Below are 25867 nucleotides of genomic sequence, written 5' to 3'. Positions count from 1 at the left end.
CGAGCGGCTGTCTCACCGGCTGGTGATGACTCCACTCTCGGGGGCCCTCCTGAACCCTCCCTGAAGCATCCTGAAGGCGACTTCAGGATGATCCGTCCGGGTTGATCCCGATATAGTCCCGCTATGGCTCTCCACGAGACGAAGGACCTGCGTGCCCGCGACGCCGAGACGGACGTGTTCGCGTCCACCCTCAGCGGCGAGATCCTCCCCAAGTACCGGATGCCCGAGGACCACTCGCCCTCCGAGGTGGTCTACGAGCTCCTCCACAACGAGCTGCTCCTCGACGGCAACGCCGCCCAGAACCTGGCCACCTTCTGCACCACGTGGTCGGACGACGGGGTCCACCGGCTGATGAACGAGTGCCTCGACAAGAACATGATCGACAAGGACGAGTACCCGCAGACGGCCGAGATCGAGGCCCGCTGCGTCAACATCCTGGCCGACCTGTGGAACGCCCCCGCCGGCACCACCGGCACCGGCTGTTCCACCACCGGCTCCAGCGAGGCCGCCATGCTCGGCGGCCTCGCCCTCAAGTGGCGCTGGCGCGAGCGCCGCCGCGCCGCCGGCCTGCCCACCGACCGGCCGAACCTGGTCTGCGGCCCCGTCCAGGTGTGCTGGGAGAAGTTCGCGCGGTATTTCGACGTGGAGCTCCGCCAGCTCCCCCTGCTGCCCGGAGCCACCGGACTGAGCCCCGAGCAGCTCGCCGCCAACGTCGACGAGAACACCATCGGCGTCGTCGCCATCCTCGGCGTCACCTACACCTGCGTCTACGAGCCCGTCGCCGAGATCGCCGCCGAACTCGACCGGATCCAGGCCGAGCACGGCTGGGACGTGCCGATCCACGTGGACGCCGCCAGCGGCGGCTTCGTGGCCCCCTTCCTCCACCCCGACGTGGTCTGGGACTTCCGGCTGCCGCGCGTGGCCTCGGTCAACACCTCCGGGCACAAGTACGGCCTCGCCCCGCTGGGCGTCGGCTGGATCGTCTGGCGCACCGCCGATCTGCTCCCGGCGGACCTCGTCTTCTCCGTGGACTACCTCGGCGGGGACATGCCCACCTTCGCCCTCAACTTCTCCCGGCCGGGCGGCGAGATCATCGCCCAGTACTACCTGTTCCTGCGCCTCGGCCGGGGCGGCTACCGCCGGGTCCAGCAGGCCTGCGCCGACACCGCCCAGTACCTGGCCCGGGAGATCGAGACCATCGGCCCCTTCACCCTGCTCTACGACGGCCAGGGCGCGCTGCCCGCCGTCTCCTACCGGCTCACCGACCCGGAGGGAGCCGGCTTCACCCTGTACGACCTCTCCGACCGGCTCCGGATGCGCGGCTGGCAGGTGCCCTCGTACCCGCTGCCGGCCGAGCGGGACGACACGGTGATCCAGCGGGTCCTGATCCGGCACGGGGTGACCCGCGACCAGATCGCCCTGCTCGTCTCCGACCTGCGCCTCGCCGTGGAACACCTGATCGCGCACCCGCAGCCCGTCCCCGCGGCGCCGCCCCGGTCCGGCTTCCACCACTGACCCGGGGTCAGGGGCGTCCGCCCGCACGAGCGGGCCCGGCGGGACGGGCGGCCCCGGCGCTCAGGGCGCCGGCCAGCGCATCCCCAGCTCCGTCAGCGCGGCCGTCCGCTCCGGGGTGAGGGACGCCGCGCGGGAGCGCTGGTTGGCGATCCAGGAGCCGAGGCGCAGGTCGCGGTCGCCGACCCGCTCCACGTGCGCGCGCGGCACCCGCAGGTGGCGCTCGCGGTCGTGGAACCGGCGGGCCGCCTCCAGATGGGCCGCCCACGCGTCCGAGTGGGCGACCCGGGGCCTCGGCCGGTCCGCGCCCTCGGCCGGGGTCACCCCGAGGGTGTGCTCCAGCAGCCAGCGCTGGGCCCAGGCGAGGCGCTCCCAGGACGCGCGCTGGCCGCGCAGCCACACGCCGAGGTCCTCGCCCTGCGCCACGGCCTCCCCGGGGCGCACCGGGAGCCCGCCGCCCGCGTCCAGGTGGACCCGGGTCAGGTGGAAGGCCCGCTGCCAGGAGATGTCCCAGGACGGACACCAGGAGGCGTCGAGAGCTTCCAGAGCCTCCCGGCGCTCCTCGGACAGGGCGCCGGGCCCCTCCCGGCGGGCCGCCGCCCGCTGGTTCTTGACCCAGACCCCGACCGGGGCGCCGCGCCAGGTGGCGTCCACGGGAGGCAGCAGGTGACCGTGCTCGGCGGCCCAGCCGCTCGCCGCCGCGAGCCCCTCCTCGAACGCCACGTCGAAGTGGCTCCACACCATGCCCAGTTCGTCGAGCTGCGCCACCCGCCGGTGGCCGAGCGCCCCGCGCCGGTACGTGCGCCGGGCATCGGCGATCCACTGGCCGAGCGGGAACCGGGCCAGCCCCGGCGGCCACGGAGCCCCGGCTCCCGATTCCTCCCTGGCGGCGGCGTCCGCCCGCGCGTCGGCCCGTACGTCCGTCTTCGCGTCGGCCCGTACGTCCGTCTTCGCGGGCACCTTGAACGCGAAGGGCACCTTGAGGTCCCCGGCGAGCCCGGCATAGATGCGGGCGGCCTCCACCCCGCGCCGCCAGTGCTCGTGCTCCGGGTGCAGGACGCGCAGCCGGACGAAGGCCGCCAGCAGAGCCGGGTCGCGGGGGGTGGAGAAGCTCAGCAGGGACTGCGCGCCGTCGCGCAGCCCGGGGCCGGCCACGGACTCCGCGCCGCCCGCAGCCGGGCGCCGGCTCGGGGCCTGGGGCTGCGCCAGGGACTCGACGAGCCGGGTGTCGTGGGCCCGTAGCGCCTCCAGCAGCCGTGCGAGGTCCCCGTACGCTCGTGAGGTCAGCATCGTCTCCGGGGACTCGCCGGGCCCCAGCAGCACCGGCACCACGAGGGAGGCGACCTTGCCCTCCCCGGGCCGGATGCGCAGCGCCCGGCCGACGGCCTGGACCAGGTCGGGCATGGAACCCCGTACGTCGGCCCAGAACACCGAGTCGCACTCCTTGGTGTCCACGCCCTCGCCCAGCACCCGCACACTGCCCAGGAAGGCCTTGTCCGCGACCCGGTCGTCCGCGAAGGCGGACAGCACCCTGCGCCGGTGCGCCGCCGTGTGCTGGCCGCAGAGCCAGTCCGCCCAGACGGTGCGCGGGTACACCGGACGCGGTGCCCAGCTCTTGGCGCGCAGCCGGGCGGCCACCGCCGGCAGCCCGGCCGCGAAGGCCTCGGCCTCCTTGGTCAGGTGGTGGAAGACGAGGGTGCGCCGGAACCCCTGCTTCACGGCCGCCGTCACCAGCGCCGTCTGGAGCGCCGCGAGCCGCACCCCGCGCACGGCGTCGGAGCGGCCGTCCGCCCCGAGCAGTACCGACGCCTGGAACTCCGGATCGCTGACGTCCACGCAGACCACCCGGTAGGGCGCGCAGATGCCCCGGTCGACGGCCTCCGAGAGGGTCAGGGTGTAGCAGCGCGCGCCGAACGGCCCGTCCGGATCGTCCTCCATGGAGGCCACGAGGTCGCCCCGGCCGCGCACCCCCTCCGGCTGGTCGGAACCCCCGGCGGCCTCGTCGCCCTCGGCGGACGCGGAACCCTCGCCGTCCTGCCAGACCCGCGGAGTTGCCGTCATGTACAGCCGGCGGACCGAAGGGATCCGGACGTTGTCGTGCACCACCGCCCAGGGCTTGCCGATGCGCCCCGAGGTCCGGTGCGCCTCGTCGACCACGATCAGGTCCCAGCCGGGCAGCCCCTCGCGGTGCGCGCCTTCGATGGTGCCCAGGCCGAGCGAGGCGTACGTGGCGTACACCGTGACCCGGTCGACGGGCGGGCCCGCCCAGCCGGCCAGTTCGGCCGGGTCGGTGGTGGTGGGCACCCCCGCGTCCTCGCCGCGCAGCGAACACACGGCGAAGGCACGGCCGGTGCGGCCGCCTTCGCGCCAGGCCGCCGCGGTCTGTACGAGGAGGTCCAGGGAGGGCACCAGCACCAGGACCCGGCCGGCCCGCAGTTCCTCGGCCGTGTGCACGGCCACCAGCGACTTGCCGGAGCCCGTTGCCATGATGACCTGCGTACGGAGCCCGGTCCGTGGGACCCTGCGCCCGGCGGGCAGTTCCAGCGCCCGCACCGCGGCGTCGACGGCCTCGCGCTGGTGCGGACGGAGCCTCTGCCTGCTGATGCGCCCCACCTCCCACCGTGATCTGCCGGTTTGCTTCCAGCTCCTATCTTGCCCCCATTTTGAATCATTGCGGGGAGATCGCGGAGACGGGGGTGCGGCGGAGCGTGGCGGAGCGCGACGCAGCGTGGCGGGAGGGCCCTGCACGCGGGGTGGCGGGGCCCCTCATGCGGGGTAGCGGGAGGCCCTACATCCGGGCCCCGAAGTTCTGCGTCCACCACGGACCGCCCGCGCCCGTGTGGATGCCCACGCCGATGTCCTTGAAGGAGCAGTTGAGGATGTTCTCGCGGTGGCCCTGGCTCTTCATCCAGGAATCCATGACCTGGGCCGCGGTCCGCTGGCCCCTCGCGATGTTCTCGCCGTAGGTGGACCAGCGGTACCCGGCGGCGGTGGTCCGCTTGCCCGGATCCGCGCCGTCCGGGTTGGTGTGCGAGAAGAAGTCCCGCCGCGCCATGTCGTCGGAGTGCCCCTGGGCAGCCGTACGCAGCTGCGCGTCCTCCTTGAGCGGCCCGCAGCCGGCCTTCGCGCGCTCGGAGTTGACCAGGGAGATCACCTGCGCGGCCATGCTGCCGCCCGGCGGGGCGGGAGCCGGGCTCTTCGGCGGGGTGGACTTCGGGGTCGGCTTCGGGGTGGGCGTGGGGGTCGCGCTCGGACTCGGAGTCGCGCTGGGGCTGGGGCTGGGGCTCGTCGAGGCGCTCGGGGAGGCGGACACCGAGGGGCTCGGGGTGGGGGAGGCCGCCTCGGGGGGCAGCGCGGTCCCCGATTGCGGTGCCACGAGCGCGGCCGGCGGCACCTCGGGGGAGCCGGTGCCGGGACGGGTGGCGAGGTAGGTCACCCCGCCTCCCACGACACAGGCGGCGAGCACCGCGCCACCGATGACCCGGCGCCGGCCGCGGGTGCGCCGCTGCTTGCGCAGCGAGGCGCGGCCGTCTCCGGGGCCGCCCGTCACGGCGAACTGCGCTTCGGGGCTGCTGCCGCCGCCCGCGTGACCGCCGCCCGCGTGGCCGCCGCCTGCGTGCCCGGCGTCCGCGGGGGAGCCGCCCGGGCCGTACGCCCCGGCGGCGGTGGCCAGGCCCGCGGAGGCGAAGCCGGAGTCCATGGCGGCCCGTACGCCCGCGACCAGCGCCACCGAGACCGGCAGCAGCGCCAGTCCGGCCAGCAGCCCTTCGGCCGGGACCAGTCCGTTCCACAGCCCGGCGCACCGCAGGCACTCCCGGGCGTGCCTGGCTATTCGCTTGCGCCACAGCGCCGAGGGCAGCCCGTCCCAGCTCGCCGCCATCGCCCGCAGGTCCTCGCAGGGCGGCTGGGCGCCCAGCGCCCGCTCCACCACCCGGGCCGCCTCCAGCTGCGCCTTCATCCGCTGCACCCGTACCGCGGTGTGCCGCGGGGACAGTTCCAGCGCGTCCGCCATCTCCGCGCGGGTCAGCTCCCCGGCGCACTCCAGCCACCACAGGGACAGCAGCGCCCGGTCGTCGGGCTCCAGCCAGCGCGTGGCACGGGCCGTCTCGCGCCGCTGACCCTCCAGCTGGAGCCGTACGACGGTCAGGTCCACGAAGTCGGCGCCGGGATCGGCGAGCTCCCAGGCGGCCTCGAGGCCGCTTTCGCCGGGGGCGCTCCGGCGGGCCTGCCAGTGGGCGCGCACCCGGTTCATGGCGATCGCGACCAGCCAGGACCGGAAGCTGTGGTCGTCGCGCAGGCCGCCCAGCCCGTCGAGCGCCCGCAGCATGGTGTCCTGCACCACGTCGTCCACGTCGACGGACCCGTTCAGGGCCCGCCCGACGATGTTGTAGACCAGCGGCAGATAGGCGCTGACCAGGTCGTCCTGTGCGCGGGGATCGCCCGCGCGGGCCGCGGCCACGAGTGCTGCCGTGTGCTGAGTGCTCATAGAAAAGTCCCTGTCCGTACCGGCGCTCGATGATGCCCAATACCTGGGAGACCGTCGAGGGGGACTTCGATAACGGTTATCCGCCGACCGGTTCCGCGGATGCGGAATCCGGACCGGCCGGCCCCGCTTCCCGGGCCGGGGCGAGGCGGGCGGCCAGCGCGTCGAGATCGGGCAGGAACCAGATGTGGCGCCCCTCGTTCGACTCCCGTACGAGATCGCGCAGGGCCCCGCTCGCCTCCAGGTGGTGTGCGAGATCGCCCACGACCACCAGGCGGACCCGGTAGTTCACGAACTTCTGCATGATCGCCCCGGCGAGCCCGCTGCGCAGGTCGAAGAAGCCGGCGTCCAGGCGTTCCACCGGGACGGCGACGATGTCGGTGCGGTAGAAGGCCCCGCCGATCAGCTGGTCGAGGGCGTCCTGCTCGGTGGCGACGGGCGGGCCGTCGGCGGCGCAGACCAGGACCGGTATGCCGTGGTGTTCCACGAGGAGGTCAGCCACGGTGCGCCGCCCCCGTGGCGGTGGCGGTGCCGGTGTCGTGGCCGTGGCCGGTGTCGTGGTCCAGGGCGTTCCCCATGCCGTTGCCCGGCCCGAGCACCCCGTCGACCAGGTGCAGCAGATCGGCGGTGGTGGCGGCGTCGCCGAGGATCACGATCTTCATGCGGGCCCTCTCCTTGTCGTAGACCGTCTGGACGCGCAGCGTGGCCGGGGTGTCCCGCGGGGACTGCGCGCTCGCCGTGACGAGGTTGGCGAGCCGGTTCGCCGCGTCGGGGCCGATCGCGTCGATCTGCACGATGCTCGACACCTCCAGATGCCGCCGCGGGGCCTCACCGCCGGCGGGAGCCTCCCCACCGGCAGGAGCCTCCTCGTCGGCCGGGGCGGGGAGGCTCGTGAGGGCCTCGAAGTCCGCCCGGCTGATCCGGTACTGCTTGCCGATCCGGACGGCCTTGAGCCGGCCGTCGCGCACGTAGTTCCGGACGGTGCGCACGTGCAGCCCGAGCAGCTCGGCGACCTCGCCGACCGAGTACAGCTCACGTCCTTCGTCACTCATGCTTCCGGATCCTACCCTTAGGTGAGTATGAATAGGGAATGATGCGGAAGGTTAGGGAATCCGGAGGAGGATGTCGAGGAGTCGCTCGGGGGCCCGCAGGGGCAGGTAGTGATCGGCGCCCGCCACCACCTCCCGGCGCGCGCCGGGGATGCCGTCGGCGAGACGGCCTGCGATGACGCCGATCTCGGGGTGGTCGTGATCGCCGACGACGATGGCCGTCGGAACCCCGATCCGGTCCAGCCGGCCGACCGCGGGCGCGTCGGGGTCGAGGGCGTGCCCCTTCTCCGCGGCGGCCCAGGCTTCGGCGTTCTCCCGCACCATGGGCTCGATGACCTCGTAACCGGGCGCCCGGTCGCCCAGGCCCGCCCAGAGCCCGAGCTCCAGCTCGGCGATGCGGCTGCCGACCGATCCGCGGCGGGCCGCGGCGTACGCGTCCGTCCCGGGGCTCCGGGGCCATTCGTGCCCACCGGCGGACGCCGCGATCAGCGTCAGCGACCGGACCCGCTCGGGGTGCTCCAGGGTGAAGTCGAGCGCGACCTCGCCGCCCATGCTCAGGCCGGCGAGTCCCGCGGTCCGGAAGCCGAACCGGTCCAGGACCGCCAGCAGGTCGTCCTCGTAGCGGAAGGGCCCGGTCGGAAGCGTGGAGCGGCCGTGGCCCCTGGCGTCGTAGCGGACCACGGTGCGGTGCCGGGCCAGCCCGGCGAAGACACGGTTCCACACGCGGCCGTCGTGGACCGATCCGTGGAGCAGGACGAGCGGAGGGCCGTCCCCGGCCTTCTCCGCCGAGATGCGGCCTCCGCCGGGAACGTGGATCAACTCGATGGTCATGCCCCCGATTCGATCACGGCGCCGTACCGCCGGGAGGTGCGGGGGCGCCCCGGAAAACCCGCTTCGGCCGGGCCCGGGCATGCTCCTAGGATCACCGGATGACGGATCCCCGCTACCCCGCCAAGCCCCGCCCCGGAGACCGCGTCGCGGTGCTCTCCCCGTCGGCCGGTCTGCCCGCCCTCTTCCCGCACCCCTACGAGCTGGGACTGCGCCGGCTCCGGGAGGAGTTCGGACTGGAGCCGGTGGAGTACCCGAGCACCCGGAAGGCGGGCGCGACGCCGCGGGAGCGGGCCGCCGACCTGCACGCCGCCTTCGCCGACCCCGCGATCAAGGCGGTGATCGCCAGCATCGGCGGCGACGACCAGATCACGGTGCTCCCGCACCTCGACGCCGAGCTCCTGCGCGCCCACCCCAAGCCGTTCTTCGGCTACAGCGACAACACCAACCTGCTCCTGCACCTGCGGGACCTCGGGCTGGTCGCCTACCACGGCGGCTCGGTGATGGTCGAGCTCGGACGGCCCGGCGCCATGAACCCGCTCACGGCCGAGTCCCTGCGGGCGGCCCTGTTCACCTCGGGCGAGTACGAGCTGACCGCCGCCGGCGCAAGCGGGGACGTCAACGGCCCCTGGGACGACCCGCGCACCTTCGACGCCGAACCCGCCATGGAGCCCGCCGGCGGCTGGACCTGGCACAACGCCGACCGGGTGGTCGAGGGCAACAGCTGGGGCGGCAACCTGGAGATCATCTCCTGGCTGCTGATGGCCGACCGTGCGGTGCGGCCCGTCGAGGAGTACGCCGGCGGGGTGCTCTTCCTGGAGACCTCGGAGGACATGCCCCGGGCCCATGACGTCTACTGGATCCTGCGCAGCATGGGGGAGCGCGGACTGCTGCGACAGTTCCCCGCCCTGCTGATGGGCCGGGCGAAGAGCTGGTCCTTCGAGAAGCGCTTCGATGCCGAGGAGCGGGAGCGCTACCGCGCCGAGCAGCGCGAGGCGGTCCTGCGGGCCCTCGGGGAGTACGCCCCCGGCACCATGGCCGTCTTCGACGTGGACCTCGGGCACACCGACCCGCAGCTCGTGATCCCCGTCGGGGGCCGGGTCCGGGTGGACGGCCCGGCCCGCCGCATCCTCGTCACGTACTGACGAACATCCGCCCGAGGTAGCCCCGTTGGGGTTACCTCGGGCGGGTCCGGGGTGACAATGGGGCTCCCACGGGACGTGTTGGGGGCGGCATGTCGGCGTTGCTCTTGAGGGGATCCGGCCGGGCGCGGGGCTGGGCCGGATACCTCGGTTCGGTAGGGCTCGGAGCAGGTGCGGTGGCGCTGGCGGCGGTGTGGACCTCGGGGCCCTGGGCCGCCGGGATCGGCGCGGCCGTCACCACGCTGGCCGGACTCGCCGCCGAGCGGATGAGGCCTTCCGCGGAGGGTCCTGACCCCGGGGCCGCCGGGGAGGTGCTCCGTACGGCGGCGGGCCGGATCCCGCTGCTGCGCCACGTGGACCGCCCCGAACTGGCCGGAGCCCACCCGGCCGAGGCCCCCGCGGCCCCGCCCGCGTACATCCGGCGCGACGCCGAACCGGGGCTGCGCGCCGCCCTGGAGCGGAGCCGCTTCATCCTCGTGGTGGGGGAGTCCACGGCGGGCAAGACCCGGCTCGCCTACGAGGTGGCCCGCAGCCGCTATCCCCGGCACGCCTTCGTCCGCCCGCTCACCCGCGCCGCACTGCCCGAAGCGGTACGCATCGCCGCGAGGCGGCGCCGCGCCGTGCTGTGGCTGGACGATCTGGAGGACTACCTCGGCGCGGGCGGCCTCGGCGCCGCCCAACTGGCCTCCCTGCGAACGACGGTGGTCATCGCGACGATGCGGGTCCAGGAGTACCGGCGCTACGACGCCCGGGAGGAGAGCAGACTCACCGGCTCCGACCGGGACGCCTGGCGGGCCCAGCGCGACCTGCTCCACCAGGCGGCCGTCATCAGACTGCCCCGGCACTGGTCCGCGTCGGAACGCGGCCGGGCCGCCGCCCACCGGGGCGATCCGCGCATCGGGGCCGCACTGCGCGCGGGCGAACGGTTCGGGGTCGCCGAGGTGTTGGCGGCCGGCCCGGAACTCCTGGCGGCCTGGGAGAACGCCTGGGCCCAGGGCGCCAATCCGCGCGGCGCCGCCGTGGTCGCGGCGGCGGTGGACTGCCGCCGGGCCGGACTGCGCCGACCCGTGAGCCGTGCATGGCTGCGCGAGCTGCACGCCCCCTATCTGGCGGCCCGGGGCGGCGGGGACCTCCAGCCGGAGCCGTTCGCGGAGGCGATGGACTGGGCCTGCGCCGCCGCGTACGCCACGAGCGGGCTGCTCATCGGGAACTTCGGGGCCGGATTCACCGCGTTCGACTACCTGTTGAACGCGCCGGGCAACGCCCCCGTGCCCGACCACCTGTGGCGCGGGCTGCTGCCCCTGGTGGAGCCCGCCGACGCCTACGACATGGGGCTCGTCGCCCATCAGGACGGCCGCCTCGCGCGGGCCGTCGAGGCCCTCGCCCTGGCCTCGCGCGGCGGGGTCCCCGGCGCCGAACTGCCGCTGGCCATAGCCGTCGGGGACTCAGGCAAGCCGCGCCGGGCCGCCGCCGACCTCGCCGGGATCGCCCGCAGGCGGGCCGGCCGGCTCGGGCCCAGGCATCCCGACACCCTGGCAGCCAGGCATCAACTGGCCTTCTTTGTAGGGGAGTCAGGGAATCACAGGGCTGCCGCGGCCCAGTTCGCGGAGCTGCTCGCGGATGTCGCCGAGGTGCTGGGGCCCGACCATCCGGACACCCTGGCGGCCCGGCACCAGCTGGCCTACTTCACCGGCGAGGGCGGTGATCACCGGTCGGCCGCCCGGCAGTTGGACCTGCTGCTGGCCGACCGCCTACGGGTCCAGGGCGTCGGGCATCCCCAGGTGCTGGCGACCCGGCGCAGCCTGATCTGGTTCCGGGCCGGGGAACCAGCTGCTGCGGAAGCAGAGTTGGGGCAGCTGCTCGCGGAAGCCGAGGAGGCCGAGGGGATCGGGCCCGACGACCCGCACACGCTCGCGGTCCGGAGCAGCATGGCCTCGCTCGCCGCCCGCGCGGGCCGCACCGCCGAGGCAGTCGAGGCCTGGGCGGAACTCACCGCCGACCGGACCAGGGTGCTCGGCGAGGACCACCCGCACGTGTTCTACTCCCGCCTGGAATGGGCCCGAGCCCTGCTGGCCCGGGACCGGGCCCCCGAGGCGGCCGCGGTGCTGACCGAAGCCCTGGCCCGGGCCGGATCCGTCCTGGAACCGGGCCACCGGCACCTGCGGACGGCCCGGGAACTGCTCACCCGGGCCGGTGGCCACGCCCGGATGCCCTAGGCCTACAGCAGCGGCGCCAGTGCCCGGGTGGCCGCGAGCAGGGAGGGGGCGTAGGCCTCGATCTCGGTGCGGGAGACCAGGAACGTGACGGTGGTGATGCTGACTCCGCCGATCGGGCGGCCCCGGGGGTCGAGGATCGCGGCGCCGATGCAGCGGATGGTCGCCTCGTTCTCCTCGTCGTCCAGGGCGAACCCGCGCTCCCGTACGGCCTCCAGCTCGGCCTCCAGGGCCTGCGGTGTCGTGAGCGTGTTCGGCGTGCGGCGCGGCAGCCCGGCCGAGGCGACCAGCTCGCGGGCCTCGGCCCCGGGCAGGTGGGCCAGGATGCTCTTGCCGATCGCGGTCGTGTGCAGCGGCATCCGCATGCCGACCCGCGAGGCGGTCTGGAAGGGCTGCTCGCTCTCCAGTTTCCGGATGTAGGTGATGGTCTCCCCGCTGTGCAGGGCGAGGTGGACCGCCTGACCGGTGGCCTCCTGCAGGTCCCGCAGGATCCGCTCGATGCTGGCCGGCTCCCCGCCGGTGACCAGGGCGGACAGCCCGCGCAGCCGGGGTCCGACGCCGTAGCGGCTCTCGCCCTCGGAGCGTACGAAGCCCTGCTCGATCAGCGAGGCCAGGATGCGGAAGGTGCTCGACTTCGGCACGGCCGCCGCCGCCACGACATCGGTGAGCCGGTGCGGGCCGCCGGGGGCGGCCACGGCCTCCAGGATCCGCATCGACTTCTCCAGCGCCGTACCCGCGGCGGAGGTCCGGCCGCCGCGGGAAGTGCTTTCGGCCTCTGCGTTCTCGGGCCTTTCGTCCGTGGACAAGGGATCTCCAGAGATGGGTATGGTCTGCATCAGAAGTTCCGTTACACGATACCAAGTTCCAGTACGTGGAACAAATGGAGGGTCCTTTGTCCTGTCACCCGTATGCGGCCATCACCGCGCAGCGCCTGCTGCCGGTCCTGCGCAACGCCGACGCGGACGAGGCCGTCCGCCACACCACCGCCCTGCTCGCCGCCGGCTGCCGCGCCGTCGAACTCACCACCTCCACCCCCGGCTGGGCCGAGGCCGTGGCCCGTACCGTGCCGCTCACCGACGCGCAGGGCCGGCCCGCCCTCATCGGAGTCGGCACCGTCACCACCGCCGCGGCCGCGCGGACCGCGCTCGACGCGGGCGCCGCCTTCCTCATCTCGCCCTACCCGGACCCCGAGGTCCGCGAGGTCGCCGACGAGCGCGGGGCCGTCTTCATCGAGGGCGGCTTCACCCCGGGGGAGATCGCCGCCGCCGTCCGCTCCGGCGGCGCGGCGAAGGTGTTCCCGGCCCACGTGGGCGGCCCGCAGTTCATCCGCTCCCTCAAGGCCGTGCTCCCCGAAGCCCTGATCATCCCGACCGGCGGGATCGCGCCGGGCGAGGTCCGCGACTGGCTCGCCGCCGGGGCCGCCGCCGTCGGGATAGGCAGCGGCCTGCCCGCCGACCCGGGCGAACTGGCCGCCGTCTTCGCCGACCTCGCCCAGCCCTGCTGCGGCCACTGCGCGGGCGCGGAGGTCCGGGCGTGAGCGGGGCCGGGGCCGGGGTCGGGTCCGGGGCCGGGCGTGAGGGCGGGCCCGCTTCCGGGGGGCAGGGGTATGACGTCCTCGTGCTCGGCGAGGTCCTCGTCGAGATCCACGCCGAGACGGCCCTGCGGGACGCCGCCGACGGCACCTCCGCCCGCGTCTCCTTCTCCGGGGACGCCCTCAACGCCGCGGCCGCCGCCGTCGCCGCCGGAGCCCGCACCGCCCTGCTCGCCGTCGTCGGCGAGGACGAGCTGAGCGTCCCGCTGCTGGCCCGCGCCGCCGAACTGGGCGTGGACGTTTCCCACGTACGCCGCTCCCCGCGCCCGAACGGCGCCTACCTGCTCTGCGCCGACACCGAGGGTGACCGCGAGTTCGTGTACTGGCGCACCGCCAGCGCCGGTTCCACCCTCTCGGTGGAACACGTCGAGTCCTGGCGGGAGTTGCTGACCGGCTCCAAGGCCCTCATCACCAGCGGCATCGCCGGCGCCCTGTCGCCGAGCAGCCGCGAAGCCGTCCTGCTCGCCGCCGCGACCGTGCACGAAGCCGGCGGGCACCTCTCCTACGACCCCAACTTCCGCTCCCGGCTCACCAGTCGGGAGGAGGCGCGCACCCTCCTGGCCCGCATCGCCCCGCTGGCCGGGCTGCTGAAGACCTCCTGCCCGGCCGACGCACTGGCCATGGTCGCCACCGACGACCCGGCCGAGGCCGCCGCCCGCTACCGGGCCCTGGGCGCCCGTACCGTCGCGGTCACCGCGGGCGCCGACCGGCTGCTCCTGGACGACGGCGCGCAGGCGGCGTACCTCCCGGTCCCCGTCAACCCCGACCCGGTCGACGCCACCGGCGCCGGGGACTGCTTCACCGGCACCGCCACCGCCCGGCTCGCGCTGGGCGACAGCCTCGCGGACTCCGTCGCGTACGCGATGGCGGCCGCCTCCCTCTCCGTGTCCGGCCGCGGCGGCACCGGACGCATCCCCGATTTCACCGAAACGGCCGCCCTGGCGGCCGCCCACCGCGACCACCTCCTCGGCACAGGACAGGCGACGACATGAGCACTGTGGACAGCAAGGACGCTGCCACCCCGACGACCGTGCGGGCCGAGGGAAGGGGAAGCGCGGAGACGGCGCCGGGCGCACTGCCGCCCCGCCCCAAGGGCCGCAAGAACAACCTGCGCTGGTACATGACGGGCCTGTGCTCCCTGGCCTTCGTCTTCAACTACATGGACCGCACCACCCTCAGCGTGGCGCTCCCGTTCATGGGTGACGACCTGCACATCAGCGAGGCCACCCAGGGCCTGCTGCTCGGCGTGTTCTTCGCCGGGTACGCCTTCTGCCAGCTCCCCGCCGGAAAGCTGATCGACAAGTACGGCGTGAAGCCCGTCTTCGCGATCGGCGCCGTCATCTGGGGCTCGGTCACCGTGCTCACCGGCCTGGTCCGCGGACCGGTCGAGCTGGTCCTCGCCCGGCTCGGCCTCGGCGTCGGCGAGGCCAGCGCCTACCCGGCCTCGGCCAAGGTGGTCTCCCGCTGGTTCCCGAAGCACGAGCGCACGATGGGCAATGCGATCTGGGACTCCGGCTCCCGGATCGGCGCGGTCATCTCGCTCCCGATCATCACGGCGCTCATCGCCTGGGCGGGCTGGCGCATGGCCTTCTACGTCGCGGGCGCGCTCGCGATCGGCTGGGTCCTGCTCTGGTGGAAGGCCTACCACGACCCGCAGGACCACCCGAAGGCCACGGCGGCGGAACTCGACTACATCCGCAAGGGCGGGGCGCGCCTGGAGGACGTGAACGAGGGACGGCAGCACCGCGGTCTCCAAGGTGAAGTGGAGTCAGCTGTTCCGGTACCGCACGGTCTGGGGCATGATGATCGGCTTCTTCTGCCTCAACTACAGCAACTTCTTCTTCATCACCTGGTTCCCCGCCTTCCTCGTCAAGGACCGCGGCTTCAACCTCGCCGAACTCGGCATCTTCGGAATGATCCCCGGATTCGTCGCCATCGGCGGCAGCCTCGGCGGCGGAGCGGTGGCCGACTCCCTCCTCAAGCGCGGCTGGTCCGTCAACCGGGCCCGCAAGACCTGCCTGGTGGCGGGCATGACCGGAGCCTCCGCCATCGCCCCCGCCGTCTTCGTCGAGAACGCGGCCGGCATGATCGCACTGCTCTCCGTCTGCTGCGCCTCGCTCGCCTTCGCCGGCGCCTCGGTGGCCTCGCTGCCCGCCGACGTCGCCCCCGAGCCCGGCCAGGTCTCCTCCCTCGCCGGCATCCAGAACTTCGCCTCCAACATCGCCGGCTTCGTCGGCCCGATCATCACCGGCGCGATCGTCGCGGCCACCGGGTCCTTCATGTTCGCCCTGGCCCTCTCCGGAGCCCTCGCCGTCGTCGGCGCCCTCTCGTACGGCCTGGTGATCAAGAAGGTCGAGCCGCTCCCGGTCCCCTCCTCCTGAACCGCCCCCGACCGACCCCCGCCCCCAACCCCCCGCCCCCACCCCCCCCCTTCCCCCTCTCGAAGAAGCGAGGCAGAACCCGCCATGAGCACGATCGTCGAAGCCAAGGTCATCGTCAGCAGCCCCGGCCGCAACTACGTCACCCTCAAGATCACCACCTCCGACGGGGTCACCGGCATCGGCGACGCCACCCTCAACGGCCGCGAACTGTCCGTCGCCTCCTACCTGGAGGACCACGTCTGCCCGCTGCTCATCGGCAAGGACCCGGCGGCCATCGAGCGGATCTGGCAGTACCTCTACAAGGGCGCCTACTGGCGGCGCGGCCCCGTCACCATGACCGCCATCGCCGCGGTCGACGTGGCCCTGTGGGACATCAAGGGCAAGGTCGCCGGTCTCCCCGTCTACCAGCTCCTCGGCGGCGCCGCCCGCGACGGGGTCACCGTCTACGGCCACGCCAGCGGCAACGACATCCCCCAACTCCTCGACGACGTCGCGAAGTTCCGCGACCGCGGCTTCCGCGCCGTCCGGGCCCAGGCGGCCGTGCCCGGCGTCGCCAAGGTCTACGGCATGCGCAAGGGAGACGGGAACACCTACGAGCCGGCCGACGGGGAACTGCCCTCGGAGGAGTGCTGGGACACCGGCAAGTACCTGGACTGGGTGCCCCGGTACATGGCCGCCGTACGGGAGGAGTTCGGCTACGACTTCCACCTCCTGCACGACGTGCACCACCGGCTGACCCCCATCGAGGCCGCACACCTGGGCAAGTCCCTGGAACCCTTCAGGATGTTCTGGATCGAGGACCCGACCCCGGCCGAGGACCAGGAGGCCTTCCGCCTCATCCGGCAGCACACCACCACCCCGCTGGCCGTCGGCGAGATCTTCAACTCCATCTGGGACTGCCAGCACTTGATCACCGAGCGGCTGATCGACTACATCCGCACCTCGGTCTCCCACGCGGGCGGGATCAGCCACCTCCGCAAGATATTCTCGCTCGCCGAGCTCTACGGCATCCGCTCCGGCTCCCACGGCGCCGGCGACCTCTCGCCGGTCTCCTTCGCCGCCGCCCTGCACGTGGACCTCTCCGTTCAGAACTTCGGGATGCAGGAGTACATGGAGCACCTGCCGCCCTACCAGGAGGTGTTCACCACCTCCTGGACCTTCGAGGACGGCCTCATGCACCCCGGCGACGCCCCCGGGATCGGCGTCGAGTTCGACGAGGAGGCCGCGGCCCGCTTCCCGTACGAGCGCAAGTACCTGCCGGTCAACACCCTCGCGGACGGCTCCGTCCACGACTGGTAGCCGGCCCCGGCGCACCGGGGGCTACGGGGCAACGAGACCGCGGAGCTACGGGGCTGCGAGCAGGGCCGTCTCCTCGGCGGTCAGCCGCAGCGCCCCGGCGGCCACGTTCTCGGCCAGGTGCTCCGGGTTCCCGGTGCCCGGAATGGCGAGGACGTGCGCGCCCCGGCTCAGGGTCCACGCCAGCCGGAGCTGGGCCGGGGACACGCCGTGGGCCCGCGCGAGATCGCGTACCGCCGGGCCCTCCTCGGTGACCCCGCCGGCCTCCTTGCCCGCGCCCGCGATCGCGAAGAAGGGGACGAAGGCGATGCCCTGCTCGCCGCACGCGTCGAGGAAGGCGTGCTCCTCGGCCGGCGAACCGATCCCGTACGCGTTCTGCACGCAGACCACGGGCGCGATGGCCAGCGCCTCGGCGAGGTGGTCCGGCCGGGCGTTGGACACGCCCAGGTGCCTGATCAGCCCGGCCGTGCGCAGCTCGGCGAGCGCCCCGAAGTGCTCGGCGATCGAACCGGTCGTCGCCTGGCGCGGGACGCGCAGGTTGACCACGTCCAGGTGGTCGCGGCCGAGCTGGCGCAGGTTCTCCTCCACCTGCCCGCGCAGCTGCCCGGGCGTCGCCCACCACCACGCGCCGGCGGCATCGCGGCCCGGCCCGACCTTGGTGGTGATGACCAGCTCGTCGCCGTACGGGGCGAGGGCCCGGTTGATGAGCTCGTTGGCGGAGCGGGTCGGGGAGAAGTAGAAGGCGGCCGTGTCGATGTGGTTGACGCCCAGTTCGACGGCCCGCCTCAGCACCCCGGTCACCCGGTCGCGGTCGCTGGGGGAGCCGTCGGCGAGGTGCGTGAGGCGCATCGCGCCGAACCCGATGCGGCGGACCGGGAGGTCGCCGAGGAGCCAGGTGCCGGAGTCGGCGGCGTTGATCTTGTCGGAACTCATCAGGTGAGGGTAGCGGGGTCGGCGATCCAGCCCGCGAACAGCACGAGACCGGACTCCCGGTCGACGGCGAGGAAGCCGAAGGGCCGGTCCACCTCGAACGCGGCCTCCCGGACCCGGTACGACCGCACCCTCGCGGCACCGCGGGACATGCCCACGGCGGTGACGGCCGCCGCCTCGAACCCCTCCGCGTGGAAGCGGGCCACGGCCGACTGACGGGCGGAGCCGACCGCCAGCGGGACGGCGGAGACGCCCGGGAAGTGACCGGGACGGGCGGCCGCGGAGGCGAGCCCGAACAGTGCGGCGTGCGCCAGCAGATCGTGCTCGGCGCGGATGTCGAAGGCCACCGTGCCCACCCGGACCACGGGCCCGGGACGGGCCGAGTCCACGGTGCGCAGCGACAGCCCGGGCCCCGCCCCGCCGTCGGGAAGCTCCCCTGCGGTCGAGGAGGCGAGCGCGCCGGTGACCTCGGAGATCCCGGCCGTCAGTACGTCACCGGGCGCCGCCCCGGGCTCACCGAGCACCAGGTGCACGTCCACTCCGCGGGCGCCGGGCGCGCCCGGGACGCGGAGCAGGGTGACGGGGCCGGCGGGCCCCCGGGCCACTCGGACCCGCTCGGGGAAGGCGTGGGTGAGGGCCAGCCCGCGCAGGGAACGCCCGCCCCACGGGCCGTGCGCGGACCGCACCGGCCGCTCGGCGAAGGGCTGCTCCCAGGTCAGGTGCAGCGCGAGCGCGGAGGCCAGGACCAGGTCGGCCCCCGGCCCGGCCTCGACCGGCATCCTCTCGACGAGGCCGCCGGTGCGATCGGCGGCCCAGGCGTCGAGCGCCTTGCGGTCGGTGTTCTCGTCACCGCTGAGGACGGCCCGGGCCCCGGCGGGGAGCCGGCCGGACCAGCCCGCCTCCAGCGGAAGGTCCCGCCGCGTCCACAGTCCGGTCGCGGCGCGCAGTCCCCGTACGCCGTCCAGCGAGGCCAGCAACTCCCCGGCCGCCCCGGCCGCGGTGCCGGCGGGTATGCCGAGGGCCTCTTCCAGCTCGCCGCGGGCCGGGCCGTCGGCGCCGTCGGCGAGCAGGGCCAGCAGCGGCCAGACCCCAGCGGCGGTGAACACCGTGCCCTCGGCCGCGTCCGCGGACTGCGCCGACCAGCGCGCAGCCCACCGTGCCGTCAGGCGGTTGACCGCCTCCACCGTCGCGTTGTCCATAGAACGGAGCGTACGACGCGAGGAGGAGCGGCACCGATTCAACTCCAGCCCTCGGCATCAGCCTTCGCCCACTCCTCCTCTTCGGCGGCGGAGTGGTCCTGCTCCACGTAGGCGAGGGGCTCGGCCACCCAGCCCGCGGCGAGGACGAGGCGGGAGGTCCGGTGGACGGCGAGGAAGCCGAAGGGGCGGTGGAAGGCGACCTGGGCCCGGCGGACGCGGTACTTGAAGCGGGGTGCGCCGGCGCCGACCGCGCCGATCGCGGTCACGGCCGCCGCCTCGAAGCCCTCGGCGTGGAAGCGCGCCACGGCCGACTGCCGCGCCGAACCGACGGCCAGGGGCCGGCGGCTGATGCCGGGGAAGTGTCCGGTCCGCGCGTCCGAGGCGCTCCTCAGCCCGAACAGCCCGGCGGAGGCGAGGAGATCGTGCTCGGCCTGCACCTCGAAGGCCACGGTCGCGATGCTCAGCCACGGTTGGCGGTCGACGGACGGCACCTGGTCGATGCGCAGGCCGGGCCCCGGATTCCCCTCGGGGAGCAGGCTCGCCCCCGTGGAGGGGATCGCCCGGGTGACGGCCGCGATACCGGCCCGGAGGGTCTGGCCCGGCCGGGCCTGCGGCTCGCCCAGGACGAGGTGGACGTCCACGCCGCCGTTGCCCACCACCTCCAGCAGGGTCACCGGACCCGTCGGCGCATGCGCCACGCGGGCCCGGTCCAGCAGGGCCGTACTACGGCTCAGCCCCTGCACCGTCCCTACGGATCCTGCGGCCCAAGGGCCTTCGTCGATCCAGGTCGGCCAGGGAGTGAAGGGCTGGATCCACCGCAGTCGCAGTGCCAGCGCCGAGGCGAGCACGAAGAGCGTTCCGTCGGTGACGGGGACCGGCATCTTCTCGACGAGGCCGCCGGTGCGGTCGGCGGCCCAGGCGTCGAGCGCCTTGCGGTCGGTGTCCTCGTCGCCGGTGAGCGTGCCACGGGTCCCGGCGGGGAGCCGGTCCGACCAGGCCGCCTCCAGGGGGAGGTCCCGCCGCGTCCACAGGCCGGTCGCGGCGCGCAGTCCCCGTACGCCGTCCAGCGAGGCCAGCAACTCCCGGGCCGCCCCGGCCGCGGTGCCGGCGGATATGCCGAGGGCCTCTTCCAGCTCGCTGCGGGCGGGCCCCGCGGCGCCGTCGGCGAGCAGGGCCAGCAGCGGCCAGACCCCGGCGGCCGTGAACACCGTGCCCGTGCCGTCCGCCGCGTGTCCGGCCCAGCGGGAGGTGAGCGCGTTGACCGCGCGTACCGTCTGCGTCTTCATGCGGGGAGCGTAAGGGTTGGTGCGCCGCCGGGACGGGTCGATTTCCTCGGCCCGGCGGCGCTGTTCGGGGGCGGGGCCGTCAGTGGCCGCGCAGGCCCTCGTCGACCGCGGTCATCAGCTCACCGTCGGCGGTGTCCGCGTCGAGCGACCAGAACATCGCGCCGCCGAGGCCCTCCTCGCGGATGTACCGGGTCTTGGTGCGCAGCACCTGCGGGTCGTCGTACGTCCACAGGGTGGTGCCGTCGAACAGCCAGGCGCTGCCGTTGCGGCGGTCCCGGTGGAGCTTGTAAGTACCGGACGCCGCAAGCTGCTTGAGCTCCTTGTAGTCCGCGTACCCGTTGGCCCAGGCGGCCGGCGCCGGACCGGTCGCGGGCTGCCCCATGCCGTCCCCGCCGCCGCTGACGCCGGTCCAGCCCTGCCCGTAGAACGGCATGCCCATCACGAGCTTGTTCGCGGGCGCGCCGCGCCGCTCCCAGGCGTCCACGGTGCCGTCGACGCTGAAGTCGTTCCTCGCGTAGAGCGCGGACTGCTGGGCGGTGGTCGCCTCCCCGGAGACGTGGAAGTCGTAGCCCTGGAGGGTCACGAAGTCGAGGTCGCGCATGATCCGGCGGACGTCGAAGCCCGCGTCGATCTTGGCGGGGGCGGTCGGCACGAAGGCGGACAGCTCGTACTTCGCCTTCCGCTTCTGGCTGCGGGCGTAGTCGTCGAGCTGCGTGCGGAACTCGCTCACCAGGGCGGTGAAGTTCTTCTTGTCCTCGGGGCGGTAGGTGGTGTCGGTATCGCCCGACGAGCCCGGCCACTCCCAGTCGATGTCGAACCCGTCGAAGATCCCGGCGGCCGAACCCGCGCCGCCGCGGCTGCCGTCCTGCGGGAGGTTGCCCTTGATGTACAGGTCGATGCAGGAGGAGACCAGGGCCTTGCGCGAGGCCGGGGTGAGCGCGGCGTCCGAGAAGTGCGTGGACCAGCTCCAACCGCCAAGGGAGAGAAGGACCTTGAGGCCGGGGTGCTTGGCCTTGAGCTCGCGGAGCTGGTTGAAGTTGCCGGCGAGCGGCTGCACCCAGTCGTCGGCGACACCGTCCACCGAGTTCTCGGCGTCGAGCGGGCGGACGTAGTCGGCCCAGGCGTCGGCCTCACCGGGGATGTTGCCGGTGAAGCACTTGCCTTCCGCGCTGATGTTGCCGAAGGCGTAGTTGATGTGCGTGAGCTTGCTCGCGCTGCCGTTCTTCTCGAGGTCCTGGACCTGGAAGTCCCGTCCGTAGACGCCCCATTGGGTGAAGTAGCCGACCTTCTTGTACGAGCGGCCGTGCCCGGAGCCCTCATGGCCGGAGCCGTCGTGGGCGGGGGCGAAGGCGGTCAGCAGGGAGAGGGAGCAGGCGGCGACTGCCAGCCTGCCGAGCATGCTGCGGCGCATGGGCTTCCTTTGCGGATGCGGTGAGTGGTGCCGGGGAGCGTGCGCTGTGCATGCGGAAACTATTGGTCTGGACCACAGCGGGTCAAGGGGGCGGGGCAACTCGGTACGAACGGACGGGAGTCCGGGAGGGTGGGGATCAGGGGATCAGAGCATCAAGGCAGGCTCCACTGGGCGACGTCGTCGCCGAGGCCGCCGTCGAGGGCGAACTGCACCGCGGCGAGGCCGGCGCCCCGCGGCAGCCGGAAGACGACGGAGCCGGTCGCCGCGGACCCGGGGTCGAGGGTGACGGTGCCGGGGAAGGCGGCACCGGCTTCGGCCTTGCTGCCGGCCTCGGTCGAACTGCCCAGGCCGGCGAACCGGTGCCCCTCGGAGTCCAGCAGATGCGTGGCGGCGGCCGGGGAATCCTCGTACACGGCCGTCCCGGTGTTCTCCAGACGCAGCTCTACGGAAACCAGCCGGTCCGCACCGCCCGGCGAGGGGCCCGCCGGGGTGGAGGCGTCGGCGGGGTCGGCGGGGTCCGCCACCCGCGTGAGGGTTACGTCGAGCCGCTCTCCGGGGGCAGATCCGGTGAGGGAGACGGTCTGACCGGAGGCGTCCGGGCCGGGCCCGGCGCCGGAAACCGGAGGCGCGGGCCCGATGAGCAGGGCCGCGGTCAGCACGGTCAGCGCGCTCAGGGCGGCGAGCGTGCGCGGGCGGCGCCGCTCGGCGGGGCCCGGCCGACCGGGCCCCGGCCGGGCGGAACCGGACACGGCCGCACCACTCTCCACTCCCTCCACGATCCTCCACGGGGACGGGCCCCGCGACCCGCACGCCGGCCGCGCAGACGGGACCCCGGGCAGCCGGGCCTCGTAGGCTGGGCCGCATGCTCACTCTCGCCTCGGACGACCCGCTCGCCGTAGCCGTCACGGCCGCGATCCGGGGCGGTGACCTGGACGGACTCCGTCGGCTGCTGGCCGCGCACCCCGGGCTGGCCGGGGGCCGGATCGTGAAGCGGGGCGAGGCGGCCGGCGAGCGCAGCCTGCTGCACATCGCCGTGGACTGGCCCGGCCACTACCCGCGGACCGCGGAGGTCATCCGCACCCTCGCCGCCGCCGGAGCCGACCCGGGAGCCCGCTTCGTCGGCTCGCACCGGGAAACCCCGCTGCACTGGGCCGCGAGCAACGACGACGTCACCGCGATCGACGCCCTGGTCGAGGCAGGGGCCGACATAGAAGCCCCGGGCTCGGTCCTCGGCGGCGGCGCTCCCCTGACCGACGCGACCGGCTTCGGGCAGTGGAACGCGGCCCGCAGACTCCTCGAACTCGGAGCCCGCCCTACCCTCCACGACGCGGCCACCCTCGGCCTGCTCGCCGTGGTAGAGGTCTCCGTAGCCGCGGGGGCGGAACCCGAGGACATCGCCAGCGCCTTCTGGGGGGCGTGCCACGGGGGTCAACTGTCCACGGCTCAATACCTGTTGTCTCAAGGAGCGGACCTCAACAAACCGGGCCACGGCGGACTGACCCCACTGGACATCGCCCTGACCAGCGAAGACGGACCGCTCCTCGACTGGCTCACGTCCGCAGGCGCTCGCACGCGGGACGAAATTCCTCGAGTTTGATCACCGAATTCAGTGGATCTTCGGCGTGCGCCATGACATGGTTGGTCTCACCGAAGGGGTGTAGCTCAGTTGGTAGAGCACCGGTCTCCAAAACCGGTTGTCGTAGGTTCGAGCCCTGCCACCCCTGCAAGACGAAGTAGCAGCTGAAAGCCCTGTTTTTTTAGCCCCCCGTCCGATCGCGGTCGGGGGGCTTCTCCGTGTTCGGAGTCCACTGAGAGTCCACATCCCCTCGGCGTGGCCGTACTGCCGCCACCGGAGACCGGCTCCGCCGGGGGATCGACGACGGGATGGACGAGGTGGAGCACGTGCAGGGTGACGGGGAGAATGTTCCGCAGAGCCGGAACCGGAAGTGACGGAGTCGCGGTGGGGCTGCGCGGTCGCGCTCGTAGCGGGGCCGGCGGTCGGTGTGCTCGGGTCGGTACTGCTGGCGGGCGGCTGGCGGGCGTGCGGCGTAGGAGTCAACGGCGCGGCCAACGGGCTCGCGCTGATCTTCTACGGAGCCCTGCTCTCGGTCATCGCTGCGGTGTGGTGGGGGGTGCTCATCAGGTACGTGGGGCGGGGGCGGTGGAACCTCGCGGTTGCCCTGTTGGGTGGCACGGTCGGCAGCGCGGTCATGGTGTGGATCTTTGTGGCTCTCCTCCAGGTGCCCCACGGCTACCGCTGCTGACGAGCGGTGCGGTTCCCTCCGTGGCGGCAGCCTCGCTCCGGGTGGCCGCGGTCGTGATCGCCACGGGACTCGCGCGCCGAACCGTGGAGTTCCTCGCCGCGGTGCATCAGCCGGGCGCCGGACTGGGCGAACAGTTCCTCGCGGCCCTTGCCGCGTTCCGGCCGGGGCCCCCGTGCCGCTGGGCGCGGGGATCCCGGTGGTCGTCCGGGTGGCCCCAGGCGGGTGGGTCCGTGGGACCTCGTCGCTCATGGTCTGGGGGCGCCTCGGTGAACCGGACGAGCAGGGGAACGGCAGATGCCCAATGGAGCCGGGTACTCCGGGGCATGGCTCCAGACCGCTGGGGGATCGAGTCTTCGGGGCGGTTCAGTAGGTCGGGCAGAGGTTGGTCTGGGTGGCTGCGACGATCAGGGTGGACTTGACGGGGCCGAAGCCGTTGGGGTGGTTGGGGCCGATGAAGCGCTGGTTCGCGCCCGCCACCCGCTTGGTCGGGTCCTTCTCGCCCTTCATCGACTGACACTGGTCGAGGCCGCGCGAGACGGCCTTGTCGTCCTGGCCGTTGACGATCTCGGGGTCGATCGCGTTCAGTGCGGCCAGGTAGGCGGCGCGCTGCGCGGGTGCGGGGCTCGGCGGGAGGCCGCTGTCGGGGCGGGCCGCGGTGGGGTCGGCGCTGGGCCTGCCGCTCGGATCGGCGCTCGGCACGGTCGAGGTGGAGGGCGTGGTGGGGGCCGGTGCGTCGGAATCGCTGCCGCAGCCGGAGAGGGCGAGGATTCCGACGCCGGTGAGGGCGATGATCGCGTGGTGTCTGCGCATCGGGTCATGGTGGCCCGGGGCCGGGGCCCGTGGGGGCGCTGTGACCGGGCTGTGACAGACGCGGAGCCCCGCGGCCCGTAGCCGTAGCCGTAGCCGTAGCCGTAGCCGTAGCCGTAGCCGTAGCCGTAGCCGTAGCCGTAGCCGTAGCCGTAGCCGTAGCCCGTAGCCCGTAGCCCGTAGCCCGTAGCCGTAGCCCGTAGCCGTAGCCGTAGCCGTAGCCGTAGCCGCAGCCGCAGCCGCAGCCGCAGCCGCAGCCGCAGCCGCAGCCGCAGCCGCAGCCGTAGCCGTAGCCGCACCCGCACCCGCCCCGCAGGAGCGGCCCCGTGTGGCCGGGACCGGTGTGGATGTGCCCGAGGAATGCGGGGGAGCGCCTAGCCTGGGGGGATGACCGCCACCGCGGGGCGTGAGCCCCGGTCCGACCTGCGGGAGTTCCTGCGTTCCCGGCGCGCCCGGATCGGTCCCGAGGAGGTGGGGGCCGCCGCCCATCCGGGGAGGCGGCGGGTGCCCGGGCTTCGGCGGGAAGAGGTCGCGCAGCTCGCGGGGGTCAGCGTCGACTACTACACCCGGCTGGAGCAGGGCCGCACCCTGCACGTGTCCGACGAGGTCCTCGACGCCGTGGCCCGGGCGCTGCGGCTCGATGCCACCGAGCGGTCCCACCTCTTCGACCTGGCCCGGCCGCAGCGGGCTCCCGGGGCCGGGCGCGCCGCCAGGGCCGCGGTCGGCGCGCCCGGTTCCGCGGAGGCCGCCGGCCCGCAGCGGGTCCGGGCGGGGCTGTACCGGGTGCTGGGCGCCCTGGAGGACGGCACCCCGGCGATGATCATGGGGCGCCGGCTCGAGGTGCTGGCCGCGAACCGGCTCGCCGAGGCCCTGTACGCCGACTTCGGCGTGCCGCGGGCGGGCACGTCCGGCCGGGGCGGCCGCAATCTGGCGCGGTTCCTCTTCCTCGACCCCGCCGCCCGCGGGCTCTTCGCGGACTGGGAGGGCGCCGCGCGCGGAGCCGTCGCCGCGCTGCGGTTCTACGCGGGCCGGCACCCGTACGATCCCGCGCTGAGCCCGCTCGTCGAGGAACTGAGCACGCTCGACGGGGACTTCCGGCGTTGGTGGGCCGGACACGATGTGCTCGAACACACCCACGGGACCAAGCGCTTCCGGCATCCCCTCGTCGGTGAACTGGCCCTGGAATACGAGTCCCTCGCCTTCCCGGACGATCCCGGCCAGACCCTCTACCTCTATACGGCCGAGCCGGGATCCCCCTCCGACGAGGCGCTGCGGACCCTTGCCTCCCGGGTGGTCGACGCGGTGCGCGCGCCGCGCTGACGTCGTCCTTCTGGCACACTGGGCCGGGTTATCCAGGCGGTGCAGGACAGGAAACCGGTGCGAATCCGGTGCGGTCCCGCCACTGTGACCGGACACCCCCGTGCGGGGCCCCGGGAGTCAGACACTGACGCACCGCCTCTTCCGGTTCGACCTGG

General features: G+C 73.8%; 22 protein-coding genes, 1 tRNA gene, 1 pseudogene and 1 riboswitch. Of the genes and pseudogenes, 12 read left to right on the top strand and 12 right to left on the bottom strand.

Features of this window, described 5'->3' with window-relative positions:
• Nucleotides 1-123 precede the first annotated feature (123 nt).
• Complete coding sequence (locus tag ACFWNV_RS02700) at nucleotides 124-1515, top strand: glutamate decarboxylase (protein ID WP_383939398.1); 1392 nt, start codon at nucleotides 124-126, stop codon at nucleotides 1513-1515.
• A 60-nt stretch (nucleotides 1516-1575) separates the two neighbouring features.
• Here ACFWNV_RS02700 and ACFWNV_RS02695 read toward each other — a convergent pair whose 3' ends face one another.
• The 5 genes from ACFWNV_RS02695 to ACFWNV_RS02675 form a co-directional block, all read right to left on the bottom strand.
• On the bottom strand, nucleotides 1576-4125 hold the full coding sequence (locus ACFWNV_RS02695; RefSeq protein WP_383939395.1) for a Helicase associated domain protein: 2550 nt from the start codon (nucleotides 4123-4125) through the stop codon (nucleotides 1576-1578).
• Between the two features lie 175 nt (nucleotides 4126-4300).
• Nucleotides 4301-5998, bottom strand: a complete 1698-nt coding sequence (locus ACFWNV_RS02690) for a sigma-70 family RNA polymerase sigma factor (RefSeq protein ID WP_383939392.1) — start codon at nucleotides 5996-5998, stop codon at nucleotides 4301-4303.
• Nucleotides 5999-6074: 76 nt separating this feature from the next.
• Nucleotides 6075-6497: a DUF4180 domain-containing protein gene (locus ACFWNV_RS02685; protein ID WP_383939389.1), complete on the bottom strand. Its 423-nt coding sequence runs from the start codon at nucleotides 6495-6497 to the stop codon at nucleotides 6075-6077.
• A complete protein-coding gene (locus ACFWNV_RS02680; RefSeq protein WP_383939386.1) occupies nucleotides 6490-7047 on the bottom strand; it encodes a helix-turn-helix domain-containing protein in 558 nt (185 codons plus the stop codon). The genes ACFWNV_RS02685 and ACFWNV_RS02680 overlap by 8 nt, the downstream gene beginning before the upstream one ends.
• 51 nt (nucleotides 7048-7098) lie before the next feature.
• Nucleotides 7099-7875 carry an alpha/beta fold hydrolase gene (locus ACFWNV_RS02675; protein ID WP_383939383.1) on the bottom strand — a complete coding sequence of 259 codons (777 nt, stop codon included), beginning with the start codon at nucleotides 7873-7875 and terminating at the stop codon, nucleotides 7099-7101.
• A gap of 98 nt (nucleotides 7876-7973) precedes the next feature.
• On the opposite strand from ACFWNV_RS02675, the gene ACFWNV_RS02670 reads away from it, so the two are divergent.
• A complete protein-coding gene (locus tag ACFWNV_RS02670; RefSeq protein ID WP_383939381.1) occupies nucleotides 7974-9017 on the top strand; it encodes a S66 peptidase family protein in 1044 nt (347 codons plus the stop codon).
• A gap of 89 nt (nucleotides 9018-9106) precedes the next feature.
• On the top strand, nucleotides 9107-11230 hold the full coding sequence (locus ACFWNV_RS02665; protein WP_383939378.1) for a tetratricopeptide repeat protein: 2124 nt from the start codon (nucleotides 9107-9109) through the stop codon (nucleotides 11228-11230).
• A gap of 2 nt (nucleotides 11231-11232) precedes the next feature.
• On the opposite strand, the gene ACFWNV_RS02660 is transcribed toward ACFWNV_RS02665, so the two are convergent.
• A complete protein-coding gene (locus ACFWNV_RS02660) occupies nucleotides 11233-12033 on the bottom strand; it encodes an IclR family transcriptional regulator (RefSeq protein WP_383939375.1) in 801 nt (266 codons plus the stop codon).
• Between the two features lie 86 nt (nucleotides 12034-12119).
• Between ACFWNV_RS02660 and ACFWNV_RS02655 the strand changes: the two genes are divergently transcribed.
• The 5 genes and pseudogenes from ACFWNV_RS02655 (at nucleotide 12120) to manD (ending at nucleotide 16498) form a co-directional block, all read left to right on the top strand.
• Complete coding sequence (locus ACFWNV_RS02655; protein ID WP_383939372.1) at nucleotides 12120-12764, top strand: bifunctional 4-hydroxy-2-oxoglutarate aldolase/2-dehydro-3-deoxy-phosphogluconate aldolase; 645 nt, start codon at nucleotides 12120-12122, stop codon at nucleotides 12762-12764.
• A gap of 80 nt (nucleotides 12765-12844) precedes the next feature.
• Nucleotides 12845-13810: a sugar kinase gene (locus ACFWNV_RS02650; RefSeq protein ID WP_383939371.1), complete on the top strand. Its 966-nt coding sequence runs from the start codon at nucleotides 12845-12847 to the stop codon at nucleotides 13808-13810.
• Nucleotides 13807-14439: pseudogene (locus ACFWNV_RS02645) on the top strand (MFS transporter); the annotation flags it as partial. The gene ACFWNV_RS02650 and the pseudogene ACFWNV_RS02645, both read left to right, overlap by 4 nt.
• Before the next feature lie 136 nt (nucleotides 14440-14575).
• Nucleotides 14576-15199, top strand: coding sequence for an MFS transporter (locus tag ACFWNV_RS02640; protein ID WP_383939368.1), 624 nt, complete (start codon nucleotides 14576-14578; stop codon nucleotides 15197-15199).
• Between the two features lie 84 nt (nucleotides 15200-15283).
• Nucleotides 15284-16498 (top strand): D-mannonate dehydratase ManD, encoded by a 1215-nt coding sequence (gene manD / locus ACFWNV_RS02635; protein WP_383939365.1) that lies wholly within the window; start codon nucleotides 15284-15286, stop codon nucleotides 16496-16498.
• A gap of 45 nt (nucleotides 16499-16543) precedes the next feature.
• Here manD and ACFWNV_RS02630 read toward each other — a convergent pair whose 3' ends face one another.
• The 5 genes from ACFWNV_RS02630 to ACFWNV_RS02610 all read right to left on the bottom strand — a co-directional run bounded on the left by ACFWNV_RS02630 (nucleotide 16544) and on the right by ACFWNV_RS02610 (nucleotide 22070).
• A complete protein-coding gene (locus ACFWNV_RS02630; protein WP_383939362.1) occupies nucleotides 16544-17428 on the bottom strand; it encodes an aldo/keto reductase in 885 nt (294 codons plus the stop codon).
• On the bottom strand, nucleotides 17428-18624 hold the full coding sequence (locus ACFWNV_RS02625) for a serpin family protein (protein ID WP_383939360.1): 1197 nt from the start codon (nucleotides 18622-18624) through the stop codon (nucleotides 17428-17430). Before ACFWNV_RS02625 ends, ACFWNV_RS02630 begins: the two co-directional genes overlap by 1 nt.
• Before the next feature lie 38 nt (nucleotides 18625-18662).
• A complete protein-coding gene (locus ACFWNV_RS02620; RefSeq protein WP_383939357.1) occupies nucleotides 18663-19910 on the bottom strand; it encodes a serpin family protein in 1248 nt (415 codons plus the stop codon).
• 79 nt (nucleotides 19911-19989) lie between these two features.
• Entirely contained in the window at nucleotides 19990-21321 is a 1332-nt protein-coding gene (locus ACFWNV_RS02615; RefSeq protein ID WP_383939354.1) for a glycoside hydrolase family 18 protein, read from the bottom strand.
• 152 nt (nucleotides 21322-21473) lie between these two features.
• Nucleotides 21474-22070, bottom strand: coding sequence for a hypothetical protein (locus ACFWNV_RS02610; RefSeq protein WP_383939351.1), 597 nt, complete (start codon nucleotides 22068-22070; stop codon nucleotides 21474-21476).
• A 113-nt stretch (nucleotides 22071-22183) separates the two neighbouring features.
• Here ACFWNV_RS02610 and ACFWNV_RS02605 point away from each other — a divergent pair, with 113 nt between their 5' ends.
• The 3 genes from ACFWNV_RS02605 to ACFWNV_RS02595 all read left to right on the top strand — a co-directional run bounded on the left by ACFWNV_RS02605 (nucleotide 22184) and on the right by ACFWNV_RS02595 (nucleotide 23585).
• Complete coding sequence (locus ACFWNV_RS02605) at nucleotides 22184-22918, top strand: ankyrin repeat domain-containing protein (RefSeq protein WP_383939348.1); 735 nt, start codon at nucleotides 22184-22186, stop codon at nucleotides 22916-22918.
• Nucleotides 22919-22972: 54 nt separating this feature from the next.
• Nucleotides 22973-23045: transfer RNA gene (locus tag ACFWNV_RS02600), tRNA-Trp, on the top strand.
• Nucleotides 23046-23267: 222 nt separating this feature from the next.
• Entirely contained in the window at nucleotides 23268-23585 is a 318-nt protein-coding gene (locus ACFWNV_RS02595; protein ID WP_383939345.1) for a hypothetical protein, read from the top strand.
• A 363-nt stretch (nucleotides 23586-23948) separates the two neighbouring features.
• Here the strand turns inward: ACFWNV_RS02595 and ACFWNV_RS02590 are convergent, their stop codons facing one another.
• Nucleotides 23949-24395: a hypothetical protein gene (locus tag ACFWNV_RS02590; protein ID WP_383939342.1), complete on the bottom strand. Its 447-nt coding sequence runs from the start codon at nucleotides 24393-24395 to the stop codon at nucleotides 23949-23951.
• A gap of 384 nt (nucleotides 24396-24779) precedes the next feature.
• Here ACFWNV_RS02590 and ACFWNV_RS02585 point away from each other — a divergent pair, with 384 nt between their 5' ends.
• Nucleotides 24780-25712, top strand: coding sequence for a helix-turn-helix transcriptional regulator (locus ACFWNV_RS02585; protein WP_383939339.1), 933 nt, complete (start codon nucleotides 24780-24782; stop codon nucleotides 25710-25712).
• A gap of 46 nt (nucleotides 25713-25758) precedes the next feature.
• A riboswitch (cobalamin riboswitch) is annotated at nucleotides 25759-25839 on the top strand.
• Nucleotides 25840-25867: the final 28 nt, after the last annotated feature.

The sequence above is a fragment of the Streptomyces sp. NPDC058401 genome (genome assembly GCF_042722885.1).
GTDB lineage: Bacteria > Actinomycetota > Actinomycetes > Streptomycetales > Streptomycetaceae > Streptomyces.
The sequence above is the reverse complement of the archived record's forward strand: the minus strand, read 5'-3'. Positions and strand labels throughout refer to the sequence as shown.

Coding starts and splice junctions, on each gene's coding strand:
- ACFWNV_RS02700 (WP_383939398.1), top strand. CDS start 124: ATGGCTCTCCACGAGACGAAGGACCTGCGTGCCCGCGACGCCGAGACG.
- ACFWNV_RS02690 (WP_383939392.1), bottom strand. CDS start 5,998: ATGAGCACTCAGCACACGGCAGCACTCGTGGCCGCGGCCCGCGCGGGC.
- ACFWNV_RS02680 (WP_383939386.1), bottom strand. CDS start 7,047: ATGAGTGACGAAGGACGTGAGCTGTACTCGGTCGGCGAGGTCGCCGAG.
- ACFWNV_RS02675 (WP_383939383.1), bottom strand. CDS start 7,875: ATGACCATCGAGTTGATCCACGTTCCCGGCGGAGGCCGCATCTCGGCG.
- ACFWNV_RS02670 (WP_383939381.1), top strand. CDS start 7,974: ATGACGGATCCCCGCTACCCCGCCAAGCCCCGCCCCGGAGACCGCGTC.
- ACFWNV_RS02665 (WP_383939378.1), top strand. CDS start 9,107: ATGTCGGCGTTGCTCTTGAGGGGATCCGGCCGGGCGCGGGGCTGGGCC.
- manD (WP_383939365.1), top strand. CDS start 15,284: ATGAGCACGATCGTCGAAGCCAAGGTCATCGTCAGCAGCCCCGGCCGC.
- ACFWNV_RS02630 (WP_383939362.1), bottom strand. CDS start 17,428: ATGAGTTCCGACAAGATCAACGCCGCCGACTCCGGCACCTGGCTCCTC.
- ACFWNV_RS02625 (WP_383939360.1), bottom strand. CDS start 18,624: ATGGACAACGCGACGGTGGAGGCGGTCAACCGCCTGACGGCACGGTGG.
- ACFWNV_RS02620 (WP_383939357.1), bottom strand. CDS start 19,910: ATGAAGACGCAGACGGTACGCGCGGTCAACGCGCTCACCTCCCGCTGG.
- ACFWNV_RS02615 (WP_383939354.1), bottom strand. CDS start 21,321: ATGCGCCGCAGCATGCTCGGCAGGCTGGCAGTCGCCGCCTGCTCCCTC.
- ACFWNV_RS02605 (WP_383939348.1), top strand. CDS start 22,184: ATGCTCACTCTCGCCTCGGACGACCCGCTCGCCGTAGCCGTCACGGCC.
- ACFWNV_RS02590 (WP_383939342.1), bottom strand. CDS start 24,395: ATGCGCAGACACCACGCGATCATCGCCCTCACCGGCGTCGGAATCCTC.
- ACFWNV_RS02585 (WP_383939339.1), top strand. CDS start 24,780: ATGACCGCCACCGCGGGGCGTGAGCCCCGGTCCGACCTGCGGGAGTTC.